Genomic DNA, 16,590 nt, shown 5'->3' with positions numbered 1-16,590 from the left:
TGGTTCTCGGGCTCACTTCGGGTGTCGGCTGGGCTCAGACGTTGAACCCGATGGCGCGCAGCTGCTCGCGTCCGTCGTCGGTGATCTTGTCCAGCGACCACGGCGGCAGCCAGACCCAGTTGATCGTCGCGGAGTTGACCAGGCCCTCGAGCACCGCATGGGTGTCGTACTCGATCCGGTCGGTCAGCGGGCAGGTTGGGCTGGTCAGCGTCATGTCCAGCGTGCAGTTGTTCTGCTCGTCGACATGGATGCCGTAGACCAGCCCGAGGTCGACGACGTTGACCATCAGCTCGGGGTCGACGACGTCGCGCATGGCCTCCTCGACGTCCTCGACGGACGCAACGCGCGCGGGCGCATCGATGTCGGGCAGCTCGTCCTTCACGAGGTCGCTGGGACGCTGCGCGTCCGCTTGGGTGCTCTCGGTCACCTCGGTGCTCCTGTCTGGTGGTGGTTCAGGGGTGTGTGGATCTGGGTGGGCTCAGGCGTTCTCGGCCTGCGCCCGCAGGATCGCGTCGCGCGCGGCGGACCAGCCGAGCATCGCGCACTTCACGCGGGCCGGGAACTGCGAGACGCCGACGAAGGCTATGCCGTCCCCGAGGCGGTCCTCGTCGGGCTCGGCCTTGCCGCGGGACTGCATCATCTCGAGGAACTCGTCGTGCAGCGCCAGCGAGTCGGTGACGTCGCGGCCGATCAACAGGTCGCTCATCACCGAGGTCGAGGCCTGGGAGATCGAGCAACCCTCGCCGTGGTAACTGATGTCGGCGATGGTGTTGCCGTCCAGTTGCGCGCGCAGGGTGAGCTCGTCGCCACAGGACGGGTTCACGTGGTGCACCTCGACCTGGTAGGGCTCGCGCAGCCCGGAGTTCAGCTTCTCGCGGTAGTGCTCCAGGATGATCTCCTGGTACATCTGCTCGGGGTTCATCTCGTCATGCACCTCCCTTGTCGTGGTCGTCGTCGGCACCCAGCTGGGCGTTGGCGGGCTCGGTCGCGCGCGCTTGGCGGCGACGGATCCGTCCGCCGCTGGCCCCGGCGGCCTTGCCGCTGAAGAAGTCCCGCGTGTAGTCGATGGCATCAACCAGCGCGTCCACCTCCTCCAGCGTCGTGTACAGGTAGCCGGACGCGCGCACGGACGACTGGATACCCAGCCGGTCGTGCAACGGACGCGCGCAGTGGTGACCACCGCGCACCGCGATGCCACGGCCGTCCAGCAACTGCATGATGTCGTGCGGGTGCACGCCGTCCAGGGTGAAGGCCACGGCGCCGCCGCGCTCGTCCATCATCGTCGGGCCGAGGATGCGCACGCCCTCGGTCTCGCGCAGCCGCTCCAGAAGGTGCGCGGTGATCTCGTGCTCGTGCGCCGCCACGGCGTCCATCCCGATGCCACTGAGGTAGTCGACCGCCGCGCCCAGCATGGTGGCCTGGGCGATGGGCGGGGTGCCGGCCTCGAAGCGGTAGGGCGGGGGGGCGAAGGTCGAGCCAGTCATCTTGACCACCTCGATCATCTCGCCGCCACCGAGGAAGGGCGGCAGCTGCTCCAACAGCGCCATCCGTCCCCAGAGCACGCCGATGCCAGTCGGACCGCACAGCTTGTGGCCGGTGAAGGCCAGCAGGTCACAGCCCAGCGCGGTGACGTCGGTCGGCTGCTGCGGGACGCCCTGCGAGCCGTCGACCACCATCATCGCGCCAACGCCGTGCGCCAGGTCGGCCACGGTGCGCACCGGGTTGACGGTGCCGAGCACATTGCTCACCCAGGTGATCGAGACCACCTTGGTGCGCTCGTTGATCAGGTTCTCGGCCGCGGCCTTGTCGAGGTCGAGACGCCCCTCATCGGTGATGTCGAACCAACGCAGGGTGGCACCGGTGCGCTCGCACACCAGCTGCCAGGGGACGATGTTGGAGTGGTGCTCCATCACCGAGACCACGACCTCGTCGCCGGGCCCGAGCTTCGCGCCCAAGGTGTTCGCGGCCAGGTTCAGCGCCTCGGAGGCGTTCTTGGTGAACACGACCTCACCGGGCTCGGCGGCACCGATGAAGGCGGCCACCTTCGCTCGTCCGCCCTCGAAGGCCTCGGTCGCCTCGGTGCCCAGCAGGTGCATGGCGCGCGCGACATTGGCGTTGTGCTGCAGGTAGTGCTCGCTCACCGCCTCGACGACCTGACGGGGCTTCTGCGAGGTGTTCGCCGAATCGAGGTAGACCAGCGGCCGCTCCCCCACCCTGCGATCGAGGATGGGGAAGTCGGCCCTGATGGTCGACACGTCGTAGGTCACGTGTCCTTCTTCCATGGTTGGTGTTGTGAGGGGTTGACCCTCACGAGGTGTCAGGCCAGGGCGGCAGCGGCCGCGGCGGCCTTGACGTACTTCTCGTAGCCCTCGGCCTCGAGCTGGTCGGCCAGCTCCTTGCCACCCTCGGCGACGATGTGGCCATCGACGAAGACGTGGACGTGGGTGGGGTTCACGTAGCGCAGGATTCGGGTGTAGTGCGTGATCAGCAGCAGCGCGCGGTCACCCTGCTCGGAGTAGCGGTTGATGCCCTCCGAGACGATGCGCAACGCGTCGATGTCCAGACCCGAGTCGGTCTCGTCGAGCAACGCGACCTTCGGGTTCAGCAACTCGAGCTGGGCGATCTCGTGGCGCTTCTTCTCGCCACCGGAGAAGCCCTCGTTGACCGAACGCTCGGCGAACTCGGCCTCCAGCTGCATCCTGCCCAGACCCTCCTTCACGTCCTTGATCCAGGTGCGGACCTTGGGGGCTTCGCCGTCCAGCGCGGTCTTGGCGGTGCGCAGGAAGTTCGAGACGGAGACACCCGGGATCTCGACGGGGTACTGCATGGCCAGGAAGAGGCCAGCGCGAGCCCGCTCGTCCACGCTCAGCGGCACCATGTCCTCACCATCGAGCAGCACCTGGCCCGAGGTGATCGTGTACTTGGGGTGGCCGGCGATGGCGTAGGCCATGGTCGACTTACCGGAGCCGTTGGGGCCCATGATGGCGTGCACCTCGCCCGGGTTCATGGTGAGGTTGACGCCCTTGAGGATCGGCTTGGGGCCGGTCTCGGTCGCGACGTCGACGTGCAGGTCGATGATCTCCAGCTTGGCCATGTCAGTTCTCCTTCTCGAACGCGGCAACGGCCGCGGAATCATTCGTGTCAATGGGGTTGTCGAGGTCGACCAGGACGCGACCATCGCTCACCTGGGTCGGGTAGACGGGGACGGGTTGGGTGGCGGGCAGGTTGAGCGCCCGGCCGGTACGCAGGTCGAAGGTGGAGCCGTGCAGGTAGCACTCGATCGAGCAGGACGTCTGGTCGACGTCCCCCTCGCTCAGCTCGACCTTGCCGTGGCTGCACTCGTTGGTGATGGCGAAGACCTCCCCGCCCACCTTCACGATGGCGAGCTCGATGTCACCGGCGCTCACTGCCAGAGGCAGGTCGCCGAGCTCGTCGAGTGCGCACACGTCGACCGGGCTCATACGCCAGCTGCCTGGGTCTGGGTCTGGGTCTGGGGAGCGTCGACGATGGCGAGCTCCTTCTCCACGGCCGCCATCAGGCGCTCCTCGACGACCGGGACGCCAATCCGGCGCACGATGTCGACGAAGAAGCCATGCACCACCAGGCGACGGGCCTCGGCCTCGGAGATGCCACGGCTCATCAGGTAGAAGAGGTGGTTGTCGTCGAAGCGTCCGGTGGTGGACGAGTGGCCGGCGCCGGCGATCTCTCCGGTCTCGATCTCCAGGTTCGGCACCGAGTCGGCCCTGCAACCGTCGGTGAGCACCAGGTTCTTGTTGCTCTCGTAGGTCTCGATGGCCTCGGCCACCTTGCGGATCAGCACGTCGCCGATCCACACCGAGTGCGCACCCTCGCCCTGCAGCGCGCCGCGGTAGTCCACATTGCTCTTGGTGTGGGGGGCGTTGTGGTCGACGAAGATGCGGTGCTGGATGTGCTGCCCGCCGTCGACGAAGTAGAGCCCGTACTGCTCCAGCTCGCCGCCGGGGCCGGCATAGCGAACATCCTCCTGCAGGCGGATGGCCTTGCCACCCAGCGAGCAGGTGACCATCTTGACGCGCGCGTCGCGGCCAACCATGACCGAACGCTGGCCGCCGTGAACGGCCTCGTCGTCCCAGTCCTGAACGGTGACGAAGTTGACCTCAGCGCCGTCGCCGACCACCAGGTCGGTCTTCTCGGAGTAGGAGGCAGCGCCCTCGTAGCGCAGCACGATCGTCACCTTGGCGAAGTTGCCCACCGTGACGAGCACCCGGTCACGAGCCTCGCCGCCCTCGCCCTTGCCGACGAACACGATCGGCTCGTCGATCACTGCATCGGCGGGGATGTCGATCCGAGTGTTGTGGGTGGCCTGCTTCGCTGCCAGCGCCGACACGCGGTCGACGGGGGCCTCGACGGCCAGCTCCTGCGCCTGTTCGGCCGAGATGCCGGTTACCGTCACACCCTCGGGGAAGGTGCCGGACCAGTCCAGCGAGGTCGCCTGCTCCTGCTCGGCGAGCAGGCCGCCGAACTCCTTCATCGGGGTGAAGCGCCAGATCTCCTCACGTCCGGTCGGCACCGGGTGGTCGGCGAGGTCCCACGAGGGAGTGGGGTGCAGATGGCTGGCGATCGTCTCGATGGCGTCGGCCACGTTGGGCTGGGCAGCCGCCTGGGCGGGGTTGACCGCCTGGGTCTGCGCACCCTCCGGCGTGGTCACGGCCAGGCCGTCGTCGGGGACGCCGACCGGCTTCTGGTCCACGGAGGTGTTCGGGTCGAGGCCGTCAGGCCGCAGGTCCGTGCTGGTGTTGGTCACAGTTTTCCTCGTACTGGCTATGTCGTACTGGTGGGTTCGTGGACTGGTTGGGGTGGGCGTCAGCCCACGGCGCCTTCCATCTGCAGCTCGATGAGCCGGTTGAGCTCCAAGGCGTACTCCATCGGCAGCTCGCGCGCGATCGGGTCGACGAAGCCGCGCACGATCATCGCCATCGCCTCGTCCTCGCCGAGACCGCGCTGCATCAGGTAGAAGAGCTGGTCGTCGGAGACCTTCGAGACGGTGGCCTCGTGGGCCATCGACACGTCGTCCTCACGCACGTCCACGTAGGGGTAGGTGTCGGAGCGGCTGATCGTGTCGACCAGCAGCGCGTCGCACTTCACCGAGGAGGCCGAGAAGGAGGCACCCTCCTGCACCTCGACCAGCCCGCGGTAGGACGAACGGCCACCGCCACGCGCGACCGACTTGGAGATGATCGAGCTGGAGGTGTGCGGCGCGCAGTGCACCATCTTCGAGCCGGCGTCCTGGTGCTGGCCCTCGCCCGCGAAGGCGATGGACAGGGTCTCTCCCTTGGCGTGCTCGCCCATCAGGTAGACGGCCGGGTACTTCATGGTGACCTTGGAGCCGATGTTGCCGTCGATCCACTCCATCGTCGCGCCCTCCTCGCAGGTGGCGCGCTTGGTGACGAGGTTGAACACATTGTTCGACCAGTTCTGGATCGTGGTGTAGCGCACGCGTGCGTTCTTCTTCACCACGATCTCGACCACGGCCGAGTGCAGTGAGTCCGACTTGTAGATCGGGGCGGTGCAGCCCTCGACGTAGTGCACGAAGGAGCCCTCGTCGGCGATGATCAGCGTCCGCTCGAACTGGCCCATGTTCTCGGTGTTGATGCGGAAGTAGGCCTGCAGCGGGATCTCGACGTGGACGCCCTTGGGGACGTAGATGAACGAGCCACCCGACCAGACGGACGTGTTCAGCGAGGCGAACTTGTTGTCACCGACGGGAATGACGGTGGCGAAGTACTCCTGGAAGAGCTCCGGGTACTCCTTCAGCGCGGTGTCGGTGTCGAGGAAGATGACGCCTTGGCGCTCCAGCTCCTCGTTGATCTTGTGGTAGACGACCTCGGACTCGTACTGGGCGGCCACGCCAGCCACCAGGCGGGCCTTCTCGGCCTCCGGGATGCCCAGCCTGTCGTAGGTGTTCTTGATGTCCTCGGGCAGGTCCTCCCACGACTGGGCCTGCTTCTCGGTGGAGCGGACGAAGTACTTGATGTTCTCGAAGTCGATCTCCGACAGGTCGGCACCCCAGGTGGGCATCGGCTTGCGGTCGAACAGCTTCAGGCCCTTGAGGCGCAGGTCCAGCATCCACTGCGGTTCGTTCTTCAGCTGCGAGATGTCACGGACGACGTCCTCGTTCAGGCCGCGCTTGGCCGACGCGCCGGCGGTGTCACTGTCGTGCCAGCCGAAGCGGTAGTTGCCGAGGGCGTCCAGGTGTTCGTCCTGGGTCTGGCCCAGTCCGGGTGCGAGCTGCTTCTCGACATTCTGCGTTGTGGTCATGTCAGTTCTCCTTGTGGTCGATCGGCTGGCCGGTGCCCTGGACGGGACGGACCTTGTCGAGGTCGGGGACATTGGTGGTGCACACGCCATGGCCGTGCGCAATGGTGGCCAGACGCTGGACGTTCTGGCCGAGCAGGCGACCGAATACCTTCGTCTCGATCTCGCAGAGCTGGGGGAACTCCTCGGCCACGTGGGCGACCGGGCAGTGGTGCTGGCACAGCTGCTCACCGGTACTGGCCGGCTTCACCGACGCGACGTAGCCGTCGGCGTTGAGTGCCTCGGTGAGCGCCTCCAGCGGCGTCGCCTCGGGACGACCGGCGCGGATGCGGTGGTAGTTCTGCTCGACGGCGGCGACGCGGCCCTCGGCCAGGCGGGTCAAGGCATCGGGACCCGCGGCGCTGGCGAGCTGGCGCAGGGCGGCGATCGCCAGTTCGTCGTAGGCCTGGTAGAAGTGCGTCCGCCCCGCGTCGGTCAGGGCGAAGACCTTCGCCGGACGACCGCGGCCGCGGGTGCCATAGACGCGCTGCTCGGAACCGACCACCTGGCCCTGTTCCAGCAGCACGCCGAGATGCCTGCGGATGGCGGCGGGGGTCAGGCTGAGCCGCTCCCCCAGCGCCGCCGCGGTGCTGGGACCGTGGGTCAGGATGGAGCGCGCCACGCGATCGCGGGTGGACGAGTCGTCGTCGGTGTTCTCGACAGGCCCGACCAGCCGCCCGGCGGGCACGCGGAGGTCGTCGTCGTTTTTCACAACGCCATGTTTACCTTAATCAACAGCATATAGGCAATCCGCCCCTACCTCGCTCTTGGCCCGGGGGGTGTTGCCACCGCGCCTGATTGCGCCAGCCGACCGCGGACAGGGAAACGGCCGCCACGGATGAGAGCCCACGCCGGCGCTGCTCAACCCGTCCTGCTCCCCGCATCGACCCGGGCCTGCTTCGTCCAGCGCCACAACGTCTCCGCGCCGATCCCCAGGACGCGGCCGACGGCCTCGTAGGTCGCCTCCCACGTCTCATGCTCGGCACGCCTGTCGGTGACCATCCGCACCCCCCGAGCCTTCTCCTCATCCGTGAACTTCTTCGGCATGGTGGCATCCTCTCTGGACCAGAAACCATGCGGCAGAATCCCGGACGCCTAATGTTGACCCAGATCCAACCCTCGCTTGAACACGGGTCTGACGGACGACCACCAAGCAGGGCCTAACCGGGATTCAGCGGCTCGGCGAACCGCAAGGCATTACCGCGCGTCGGCTTGAGGGCTGCTGCGGGTCATCACCATTCGCCCACCCAAGAAGCAAGCAAGGGGTACTTCGCACACTCGACCACGAAAGCCCTCAGCGAACAGTCGTGGTCGCGGAAGAACCACGCCGGAGAAGGTGCTGTCCCGACCGCGGCCTCACCGCGCCAAGTCAAGGACACGCCCCGAGTTGGCTGCCCACCACCCCTTATCGAGGCCTTGCCAACCACGATACCGGGCGCCACTGCCAGGACCGCAGTACGGACGCTGCTCAATCTTGGCGACGCCTCCCAAGTCACCGCCGCCAGACACCGCCCCACCTAACCCAATGCCCCGCGCGGCTCAATACCGGACCCAAACTCACCCCTTCGAGATATACAATAATCGCGAAAGCGAAGCAATGACGAACCAAACTCCTCGGCGCGAAGCAACTCATCGAGCCTATCGGGCCCCCAATATCTCACAAGCGCCGCCTTAGCCTGCTCAATAGGGTCCCCATCGAAACGGCAGAACGGGAGACAGGTAACCAAGGCCCCCGCCCCGAATACCAGTGGCACGCGCCCCGCCACGAATGACAACATTGCCCAGATTTCCAAATGGAGGTCCCCGGCATCCGCCCCCTGGACCGCACTCCATTCAGACGTGGCGCCCCCAGCCCACACGTTCATGGAGGCAGCGCACGAACTTGCCATCAACGCACCAAACGGGACGACGACCTCCATAGACGCCAGCTTGAAAGCGCCGGACCCCTCACGCAGCGGGAGAATATCTCGTTGCCGCCCGACAGGCGACCCAGTACCGGCCCCCACCAGCTGGTCAGGGAACACGACAACATCGACGTCAGACACCATCTTATAGTGTTCAGCCAGAGCTACCTGGCCCCGAAGGACCTGATCACCCAGGTAGTAATCCCCGGCGACCATGAGCGTGAGATACTTCCCTCGCGTACGATCGAATGCACGTCTGAAAACCACAGGAAAGGACGAACCGGCGATAATGTGCTCACCATCAACCAGCCCCCCAGCAAGCAAAGCGGTTTCAGGGCCGCCGATACAAGCAACCAACACCTGTACAGAACCAGTATCTTGGTGGCGAATCTGGTCTAGCGACCGCTGCAGTTCCTCCGTAGTACTATGGACCCCAAACAGCACAACCACGGTAACCAATGCGATATTCACAATCAATCCTCCATCGCGACTCCGAGCAACCCCATCGAACCACCGAGGACCATGCACATGCGCCATATATGCTTCGGCGTGGACAAATCATACGCAACGCTACTCCCGACACTTGTTCTCAGTCTCGCATTAAACTCGAACGAGCGACTAACGTTCTGGGTGGCGACCTCCACTGAACTACCCCTAGCACACATCCAGCAGATCATTGCTGCAGGACAGCCCCACAGAACCAATATTATCAACACCACCGCCCCAAGCCTTCCAGCCAACCCGAGGGCCCCGCGCCATCTTAGCGACGGCATGTACCTCCGCCTAGCCCTGCCATCAGCCCTGCCGAAGGACGTCACGCAGTACCTGTACCTCGACGCCGACATACTGTGCACGTCCACTCGCTGGCTCCAGGTGTTCTCCTATCAAAACGCGGCCCCCATCAGCGCAGTTGCCGACCAATTCACGCCTACTTGGGGATCGGGGGGAGGGATCCCTAACGTCCAAGGTGCCGACAACCACCCATACTTCAATTCGGGCGTACTCTTGGTCAACCGCGAAGAATGGGAAAGGCGGGACCTTACACAGCGAGCGTTACAGTACCTCACTGCAAGCCCTGAGAACAGGGGAAGATTCCCTGACCAAGACGCCCTGAATGTTGCGGCCCCGGACTGGAGCCCACTCCCACGGCACCTGAACTACATGAGAGTAAGGGATTTCAACTACATCGGCTACGTTGATCCGACTCGAGCTAGCCTGCTGCATTTTGCAGGCCCAAACAAACCTTGGCAGGTGCGGCGCCAACACAGCCCCGTCGAGGAACATTATCGCCTTGCAGCCAAGCGGGCGAGCCTTCTCCCACAACATCTATAAGCGTCATCCATGCGAATGACTCCTCATGCGGGAAAGGAGATCTCCGGCAACGAGATCTAGCTCCGTGTACACAGCTTCGTTCAGAGCGAGCACAAAACCGTCCCGCAAATCGGGAGCCGACATCGCAACCGACCCGTGATCCAACCTGACCCTCTCTCCCGTCAGCAGGTTCCGGTACCGTCCTTGATACATAGCCTCCGAGAATCGCGCTGGAATCCTGGCCTTATACGCCTTTAAGTGACCCCGAAAATCGGCAATGAGACAAAGGGGCAGCATTAGATCAAGCTTGCCGATGACGAGGAGTCCATCCACTATCACAGCATCGGTGTGGGCGCGCCAATACTCCAATCCTAAAATCCTCCGCAAATGATTAAACAAAGCGATCATGTCGCCCATCAACGACCCACCACGGTAGTTCCTCTGCACGGGGCCAAACTTATCGGCCGGTTGGAACTCCCACGACATTGGATCTCTGACCATCCCCGCCTCTAGGCCCTCGAAGCCGCTCATGCACCCCCAGGATGGCCAAACTAAAGCGCCAATCGCCAGCCGCGCATAGAAGGCACTAGGCAACGAGTCCCGCAACCAAAAGGGCTGCCCATCGTGCGTACTCACCCAAAACGCCGTCCACGGCAGATATGATCCACCCGCAACGGACTCAATCTTTAGCCAATCGCGCACCTCTACGGCTGTCTCGCAGAAGGATCCGATTGAATACGCCGAGGCAAAACCAACGCGCAACAGAGCATGGGAGCGAGTCGGGCCTACTTTAGCTTCCGCCAAGAACCAGACACTAGGAAACCGATCACGGACACGCGACAGCACGCGCTGCCAGAAGGAATACGGCTTCAGGTTCGCAACATCTACACGGAAGGAGTCGACACCTATTCTTGCCCAATAGCAAATGATTCGGACAACCTCATTCTCCAACTCAACCCCCGCTGCGTCAAAATCCAACGTCACCAGATCCTCATAAACCCGAGGGAAGTTCGACATCGGAATAGTACGTCCAAGAAGGTCCCTCACAAACCATGAGGGGTAGCGCGAAACCCAGGGGTGGTCGGGCGAACACTGTACACTCAAGTCCAGCATCACCTTCAAATGGTGTTCATGAGCAGCACGGACAAAACCACGAAATTCGCTGGCGCGCCCGAGCGCGGGATCCAATGCGAAGTGACCGCCCGTTTCATTGCCAATAGCCCAGGGGGAACCCGGACCGGAACCGCTATCCCCAATTGATCCCTTAGTCGTTTTCCTCCGCGTAACCCCAATCGGATGGATGGGGGGAAGATAAACGCCAGTGAAGCCCAAAGACTCGACATACTTTAGATGCTCGATAGCCGCGACCAAGCCTCGAGAAATACCAGGGGCGGACAAAGACCGAGGAAAGAACTCGTACCATGCTCCGGCTACGGCATCCACGGGCACAATCAGCAAAGACCGCCACGTGCTGACCGATTCTACCGCAGAATCGACCGGCGAACTAAACGGTTGCAAACCACTCCACTCGCGACAAGCTATGACACCGCTGGCGCACAGTCCCTCGGAAGGCTGACAGGAGCAGCGACAATACCAAGCACGGAAACGGTACCACAAGACCCCACACTCTCTCGCGTAGATCGATGCCTTCCACACGAGGGCGTCCGCCTCGGGAATCAAGGCGGTCTGCTCGGTCGCCCCATCAGTGTGCACTACCTCCACTACAGCCGAAACGCCCAAGCTGGACATATCTATAACACGAGTGGACACGAGAATAGGAGAGCTTTCCGCATGACAGCCGTCGAAGCCAGGGGGATCTGCACCCCCCGGCATCATCATCGGTACATCTTCAAGAAAGGGCTTCATTCGCTTCCCTCATGCAAAGGGATGCGGTCGCGTTTGGCGTCGACCATTAAGTCGCTCTAGGCCAACGAGTCGCTCGTGCCCGAACCCGAACGTCATGGGAATGAGGCCAGTGCCTAGCGCCCTCTGCACCACTACGCCACACGCCTTGTGCAACGAATTCGACTGATCGACAAAGACTACCTCGACCCCGTTGGCCGCGAGTAGCGCGGAAACGTGCTTCAATTGTTCCTCAGCCGACACTCCACCCCACTCTGACATCGCGATCGGTGGCTCACCACTATTTGACCTATCGAGCAACCGTTCCAGATAGGGCCGCGAGGACGAGTGCGCCCCAAGAAGAGCATGGTCTTCGATCGAACGAACCGATGATACCGCTTCCGCTAACGCGTTAGCCTCGTCCTTGTTCGCAACAAATTTCGCGCCTTGGCCTTCGACGAGCATTGCAAGCTCATCTAGAGCATGCGAAGCCGCCTCGTTGAAGTCGAGCCGAGCACATGCACTGCAAAACTGCCATGGAAGATCGGGGTTCCGCTTAAGTGATTCACTCGAGTTAAGCGCCAAAGTTATGACGCAGGGAACACCAAACTCAGTGGTCACGTCGAGGACTCGAATATCGTACCCCAGCCGGTCCGACAGGTATCCAATCTGCTCGGCAACCTCGCCCGACACCGCATCGACTCCCACCTTGGTGGGCTTAAGCGCGCCATGCCAAGCCAAGAGAAACGCGTCCCTTTCAATCAGTTCCAATACGGCACGCAGGCGAGCATCGGCCAAGCTTGCACCGGCAGCACATCCGCTCGAGGTCGCCTGCGCGAAACGCCCGACATCTTCGTGCGTATAGAAGACCATCTGCTCAGGCACAAGCGCGTTGCCGCCTCCGGCCCGCTCGCCCTCGACCCACCGTAGATGCAGTTTGGGCGAGTAGGGGACGTAGTCCCGGGCCACCACCGCAGGGAGCCCGAGCTCGACTGGGTCGATAGCGCCAGATGACTCCAACTGCTCGTAGGAGCCCTCAGTAAAACCAATCCCATTTGGCGCAGCAACTGTTGCCCAGCGTTCAAGCCCTTCCCAGAGAGCGAGCCGTCTGGCGTGCTCGGCAACGTAATTACTCCCGAACGAGGATTCGAACTTACCCGGGCTGACTTGGAACTCAAAGATCGCTAAAGGGGTGCTTCGGCCCAGTTGCATTGGTCGCTCTATGAAAGGTGCGAACGGGCCGATCGCTAAATCTTCGACTTTGAGCGACAGCGACCTGCATAGATGTTCGCACCGCGGGCAATTCCAGAGCGGGAAGCACGGCACGGTCTGGCATGAGCCGGAGATGCAGTCTAGTTCAATAGCCAGGTGCCATGGAAGATCCACTGCGGCTGCCCACTCTACCAAGGCAGCCGCGGCCTGCCGTGTCTCGAAGGTGAAGTAGCGTTCATCGAACCATCCCGGTACAGGCGTCCGTCCAAGCTCAATCGCGGATGTAGTCGCGTTCGCGACGAGACCACTGACACACTTGCTGCACAGCTCACCTCTAATGGGGTCTCCACCGAATACGGTCACGGCCGATCCCTCTGTGCGCACTTGGGGCATGGGTTGCTCGCTTTCAATCTCGCAATGTCATAGCCAATGCCGGGCTCTTTGCACCGTACACTTCGGACAAGGAACCCAACACGCAACCTGGACAATGTGCGGGCATGGCACTAGATGTAAGCACCATGTCATCAGGAGCTAAATTCGAATCCCCAAACTGATCCTTCGCAAAGATTGCCGCATAGAGTGACTGGAGGAAGTTCCCCGACCAGAGGTAGATCGGCTCAGCAGTACCGTCCACAGCGCGAAAGAGGCTAGCGCTTGCACTATATGACTCGAAATTCCACTTTGGGCAACTGGGTCGTGTTAACAGCCACTCTAACTCCTGCAGACTCCGTTGGGAGGCCCCGACGCAATCTAGAAGCTCCGCCAATGACACCGGGCGCCAGGATGCTGCTTCAAGTCGACCTCCTTCTAGGAATTCGCCACAGGCCGCCCAAAGCGAGGCTCGGGCGGATGCCCCGTTGGCACCAACCCCGATCCTCGTATGCGAGCACGGCTGCGCGACATCGAACTCTTGAAGTCGGCTGTGGACCCAAAGGTGGGCCGCAGCTCCAAACATTGCCCGGGCGTTCGCTCCGGCCAAGGTTTGGCCGAAGGCCAAGAACTTCCGATGGCATCCATGGAACCGAAATGCGCAGGTCGCCGCAAAGACGGACTTGGTATCGATTTGGACCTGCATCGGCATTCCAATGGGCGAAAACGGCGTACCGACGTCCGCGAGGTCCCTGGGTATTCCAATCTCGATCCCCTCGGGACTGAGGTCAGCAGTTAAGACTCCAACTCCTACCGTGCTAGCCTCGCGCACGCGATGCGTGGCGACCCGAGACTCGCTAATGCACGTTACTTGAGCCCAACGCGGCGCGGGAATCTGGTGGTCTCCACGAGTGGCCTTCTGACCGAGAAGTTTCTCTAGCGAAGCCGCGAGCTGGCCGCCGGCTCTGGCGATGCGTGGTTCTACATCGTTTGGGTTGTAGGAGTTCATTCGAGCATCTAGGTTCGGTGGTTGAGCTGATAGACAATCACCTAGTTGATCTGACGGGCCCCACGCCGTGTCCCACGTAAAAGCCATTCGTCCGGTGCGCCATTCTTCAGTCAACTCCTCGACCGCGGTTTCGCCTGACTCGGCCTCCACCAAGTACGCTGCTCGTGCCAAGGCCGCGATGAGGGCAGCAACGTACCGCCGTTCCGCAGGAAGGAACTTCGCACATATCTGAGGTGATGTAAACTCTCCGCCCAGAAGTAGGAGCAGTCGCGTAGCAATGTCTTTCGCTCTCGGGAAACTGACGGTATGCCGTTGGTGTTCCAGCACGAACTCCACGTCGTCCGGACTCAAGGGGATCATCTCAAGACTAGGATGAGCCCAGAGGTGTGGCGTTGGGGTGGACACGTCCATTCAAGCTCCTCCATCATCTTGACCAATTGGCGTCACAATTTGTATCGCGCGTTGCTGGCGCTGATTCGTGCACTCCTGGGGCCACCATCTGGATTCAGCCCCGCTTAGCTGAGCTCAGCACGTTTAGAGGGTAACTCATCTCCGGATTGAATGCATCGGGATTGGCGCGACACGCACGCTTGCGCCTCTCCGGGATAGTGTGCTTGGATGCGGATGGTTGGCGGGATCTGCCTTTGGAGGGAGTTCGATGGGTCGCTCAGTTCTTCGCAATCTTCGCCCTAGCGAGGTCCAAACCCTGTTGGGACATGCGGACGAGCTTGAAGTTCGGCAAGCATACGGGGCACTTGGCTTGGTGTCAGATCAAGTCCGCAACGCGCACGTCGGTCATGAGGCGCAAGAGGACATAGATCTGCTTTTTGGCTACGAGGCCGCGGGGGATCTCATGGCTAGTGTTTGGCTGCGTCGGCAGGGTACCTGGCGGGGGCGGCCTCTCTTTCTGGTCGCCATGATCTACGTCGAGCCCGACTTTCGGGGTCGTGGCTTCGCGAGCAAGATCGCTCAGGGCGTTCTTGGTGAGTTGTCTCAGCGCTTCCCGAACGCTGTGCTGCGCACCTATGTGCACTCCAATAATCGCGCTGCAATGCTGTTCACGCAGCAAATGGGGTTTACGCAACAACTGGCTCTCCTGACATTCGACATGCATGACTGGGAGGGATAGGCCCCCTCCAGGCTGCGACAGGGGATAGCTAATCTGTCGACTCGCTGTAAGCTTGACCAATTGCGATCATGAGTCGCGGGAGCAGTGGTTCGACGCATAGGAGCGAGTTCAGGTCATCGTCCCAAAAGCCACCCAGCACCCTGGTCGCCAAGCCCATTTGACCAGCGAAGCGCTCCACATGCGCTGTCACTTGCCCCAGCTCAATGTGCGCAAATTGCCAACCCCGTTGCCCGTACTTTCTGCAAACTTGAGTTGGGTCGACACACAGTGCCATGAGGGCTAACTGGCGCTGCTCACATGCGTTCCTGACTTCCTGCTGAATGAAGCAATCCGCCAATGCGTCAGAATGCACCACTGGTGGGGTGGTTCGTGAATATACGCCAGCCTCGTGGAAGGCTTCAATACGGTAGCCATGTTGCGCGGGCGTGAGCAGGAGGGGGGCTACTGGGTAGAGAGCACCTGCCGATGAGTAGAGGCGATGGCTTCCTTGAGAGTCTCGCTTCACGCTTCCCGTCACGAGGCGCCCCAACTCTCGCGCTGGCCCAAGGACGCTGGGGGAGAACCTAATATCTTGCAGGCGTAACGAGTTCCGCTCGGGGAAGGTGTCCCGGAGTCGGACCCGAGTGCCAAGTGCCTCGTCGAGATGTACTCGACTCCAGCGCGCGTCTGCTCCTGGTGTCCATGTTTGGAGCAGCATATAGGTGTCCTGACCGAAGGAGGCTCTGACCCTCGATTTCGAGTTCCTGGAAGGCTGATCGAAGTATTTCCACACAAGTTCTTCGGGCACTACCGCGCCCAGCTCTAACAGGGGTTCTATCAGCGCGCTCGCTGCTTCGATCCGCACTCCGGACTCATACGACGCCCACGACACGGAATTGCCCTGGAGTTCTTCGAGCATACGCGCACACATCTCGGCGTACGACCTTGTTTTCAGTCGAAAACGATGCGCCGAAAGCCGGAACACCACGACGAGATCGTCGCCTTCGACATAACATTGACCCACGAATATCAGATTTTGATCGCCCAGAAACACTCAGACCTAGTCCCTCGCGTTCACGCGGGGGCAGGCGCCGCAGCGCTCTGCCCCCGCTTGAGGACTCCAAGCATCGATGCCTGTCAGCTGCCGCAGCTGCCGCAGGCGCAGCTCGAACAATCACTGCAGGCCTTGCCACAGCAGCTACAGAGCAGCGCTGACTCCGCGCCGTGCTGGTGTTCAGGTGCCTTAGACGAATCGTTCCACTGGATGGCAACTTCCATGTCACGCAGGTCCCAAGTGTCCTGCTCGACAGCCGTGGTGTCGACAGAGGCGGTCTGGATCGAGCTCATGTTTCTCTTTCCTTTCGTCGAGCCGTTGTGTGCGGACCGTGGTGGGTCGCTGGTGCAACCGTACGGCGTGAGGCTCGCGAGTTCAATGGGGCGACGAGACTCACACATGGTCCCCGCGTAGGTGGGTGCCGTGCCTCACATGTTTTTCCCCGCGA

General features: G+C 62.3%; 13 protein-coding genes and 1 pseudogene. 2 read left to right on the top strand and 12 right to left on the bottom strand.

What is annotated here, in order from left to right; genetic code table 11:
• Positions 1 to 34: 34 nt before the first annotated feature.
• The 10 genes and pseudogenes from ABD089_RS01465 to ABD089_RS01420 all read right to left on the bottom strand — a co-directional run bounded on the left by ABD089_RS01465 (position 35) and on the right by ABD089_RS01420 (position 8,708).
• Positions 35 to 382, bottom strand: coding sequence for a metal-sulfur cluster assembly factor (locus ABD089_RS01465; protein WP_343884575.1), 348 nt, complete (start codon positions 380 to 382; stop codon positions 35 to 37).
• Between the two features lie 96 nt (positions 383 to 478).
• Positions 479 to 922: a Fe-S cluster assembly sulfur transfer protein SufU gene (gene sufU, locus ABD089_RS01460; RefSeq protein ID WP_343884400.1), complete on the bottom strand. Its 444-nt coding sequence runs from the start codon at positions 920 to 922 to the stop codon at positions 479 to 481.
• 106 nt (positions 923 to 1,028) lie between these two features.
• Positions 1,029 to 2,267: pseudogene (locus ABD089_RS01455) on the bottom strand (cysteine desulfurase); the annotation flags it as partial.
• Positions 2,268 to 2,317: 50 nt separating this feature from the next.
• The gene (sufC, locus tag ABD089_RS01450) at positions 2,318 to 3,094 is read right to left on the bottom strand and encodes a Fe-S cluster assembly ATPase SufC (RefSeq protein WP_343884399.1); all 777 of its coding nucleotides are present in this window, start codon (positions 3,092 to 3,094) and stop codon (positions 2,318 to 2,320) included.
• A 1-nt stretch (position 3,095) separates the two neighbouring features.
• Positions 3,096 to 3,461, bottom strand: coding sequence for a non-heme iron oxygenase ferredoxin subunit (locus ABD089_RS01445; protein WP_343884398.1), 366 nt, complete (start codon positions 3,459 to 3,461; stop codon positions 3,096 to 3,098).
• Positions 3,458 to 4,621 carry a Fe-S cluster assembly protein SufD gene (gene sufD, locus ABD089_RS01440; RefSeq protein WP_343884574.1) on the bottom strand — a complete coding sequence of 388 codons (1,164 nt, stop codon included), beginning with the start codon at positions 4,619 to 4,621 and terminating at the stop codon, positions 3,458 to 3,460. Before sufD ends, ABD089_RS01445 begins: the two co-directional genes overlap by 4 nt.
• A 221-nt stretch (positions 4,622 to 4,842) precedes the next feature.
• Positions 4,843 to 6,297, bottom strand: a complete 1,455-nt coding sequence (sufB, locus tag ABD089_RS01435) for a Fe-S cluster assembly protein SufB (RefSeq protein WP_343884397.1) — start codon at positions 6,295 to 6,297, stop codon at positions 4,843 to 4,845.
• Between the two features lies 1 nt (position 6,298).
• Positions 6,299 to 7,021 (bottom strand): helix-turn-helix transcriptional regulator, encoded by a 723-nt coding sequence (locus ABD089_RS01430; protein WP_386769088.1) that lies wholly within the window; start codon positions 7,019 to 7,021, stop codon positions 6,299 to 6,301.
• A 173-nt stretch (positions 7,022 to 7,194) separates the two neighbouring features.
• On the bottom strand, positions 7,195 to 7,380 hold the full coding sequence (locus ABD089_RS01425) for a hypothetical protein (RefSeq protein WP_343884394.1): 186 nt from the start codon (positions 7,378 to 7,380) through the stop codon (positions 7,195 to 7,197).
• A 470-nt stretch (positions 7,381 to 7,850) separates the two neighbouring features.
• Complete coding sequence (locus ABD089_RS01420) at positions 7,851 to 8,708, bottom strand: hypothetical protein (RefSeq protein ID WP_343884393.1); 858 nt, start codon at positions 8,706 to 8,708, stop codon at positions 7,851 to 7,853.
• On the opposite strand from ABD089_RS01420, the gene ABD089_RS13775 reads away from it, so the two are divergent.
• The gene (locus ABD089_RS13775; protein ID WP_386769078.1) at positions 8,664 to 9,569 is read left to right on the top strand and encodes a glycosyltransferase family 8 protein; all 906 of its coding nucleotides are present in this window, start codon (positions 8,664 to 8,666) and stop codon (positions 9,567 to 9,569) included. The two genes, ABD089_RS01420 and ABD089_RS13775, sit on opposite strands and share 45 nt — an antisense overlap.
• Positions 9,570 to 9,572: 3 nt before the next feature.
• Here the strand turns inward: ABD089_RS13775 and ABD089_RS01415 are convergent, their stop codons facing one another.
• Positions 9,573 to 10,565 (bottom strand): alpha-amylase family protein, encoded by a 993-nt coding sequence (locus ABD089_RS01415; RefSeq protein WP_343884392.1) that lies wholly within the window; start codon positions 10,563 to 10,565, stop codon positions 9,573 to 9,575.
• An 858-nt stretch (positions 10,566 to 11,423) separates the two neighbouring features.
• Positions 11,424 to 12,965: a YcaO-like family protein gene (locus tag ABD089_RS01410; protein WP_343884391.1), complete on the bottom strand. Its 1,542-nt coding sequence runs from the start codon at positions 12,963 to 12,965 to the stop codon at positions 11,424 to 11,426.
• 1,673 nt (positions 12,966 to 14,638) lie between these two features.
• Here ABD089_RS01410 and ABD089_RS01405 point away from each other — a divergent pair.
• Complete coding sequence (locus ABD089_RS01405; protein WP_343884390.1) at positions 14,639 to 15,109, top strand: GNAT family N-acetyltransferase; 471 nt, start codon at positions 14,639 to 14,641, stop codon at positions 15,107 to 15,109.
• Positions 15,110 to 16,590 lie beyond the last annotated feature (1,481 nt).

It is taken from the genome of Luteococcus sanguinis (assembly GCF_039527675.1).
Classification (GTDB): domain Bacteria; phylum Actinomycetota; class Actinomycetes; order Propionibacteriales; family Propionibacteriaceae; genus Luteococcus; species Luteococcus sanguinis.
Note: the sequence above shows the minus strand (reverse complement) of the source record. Positions and strands in the feature narration are given on the sequence as shown.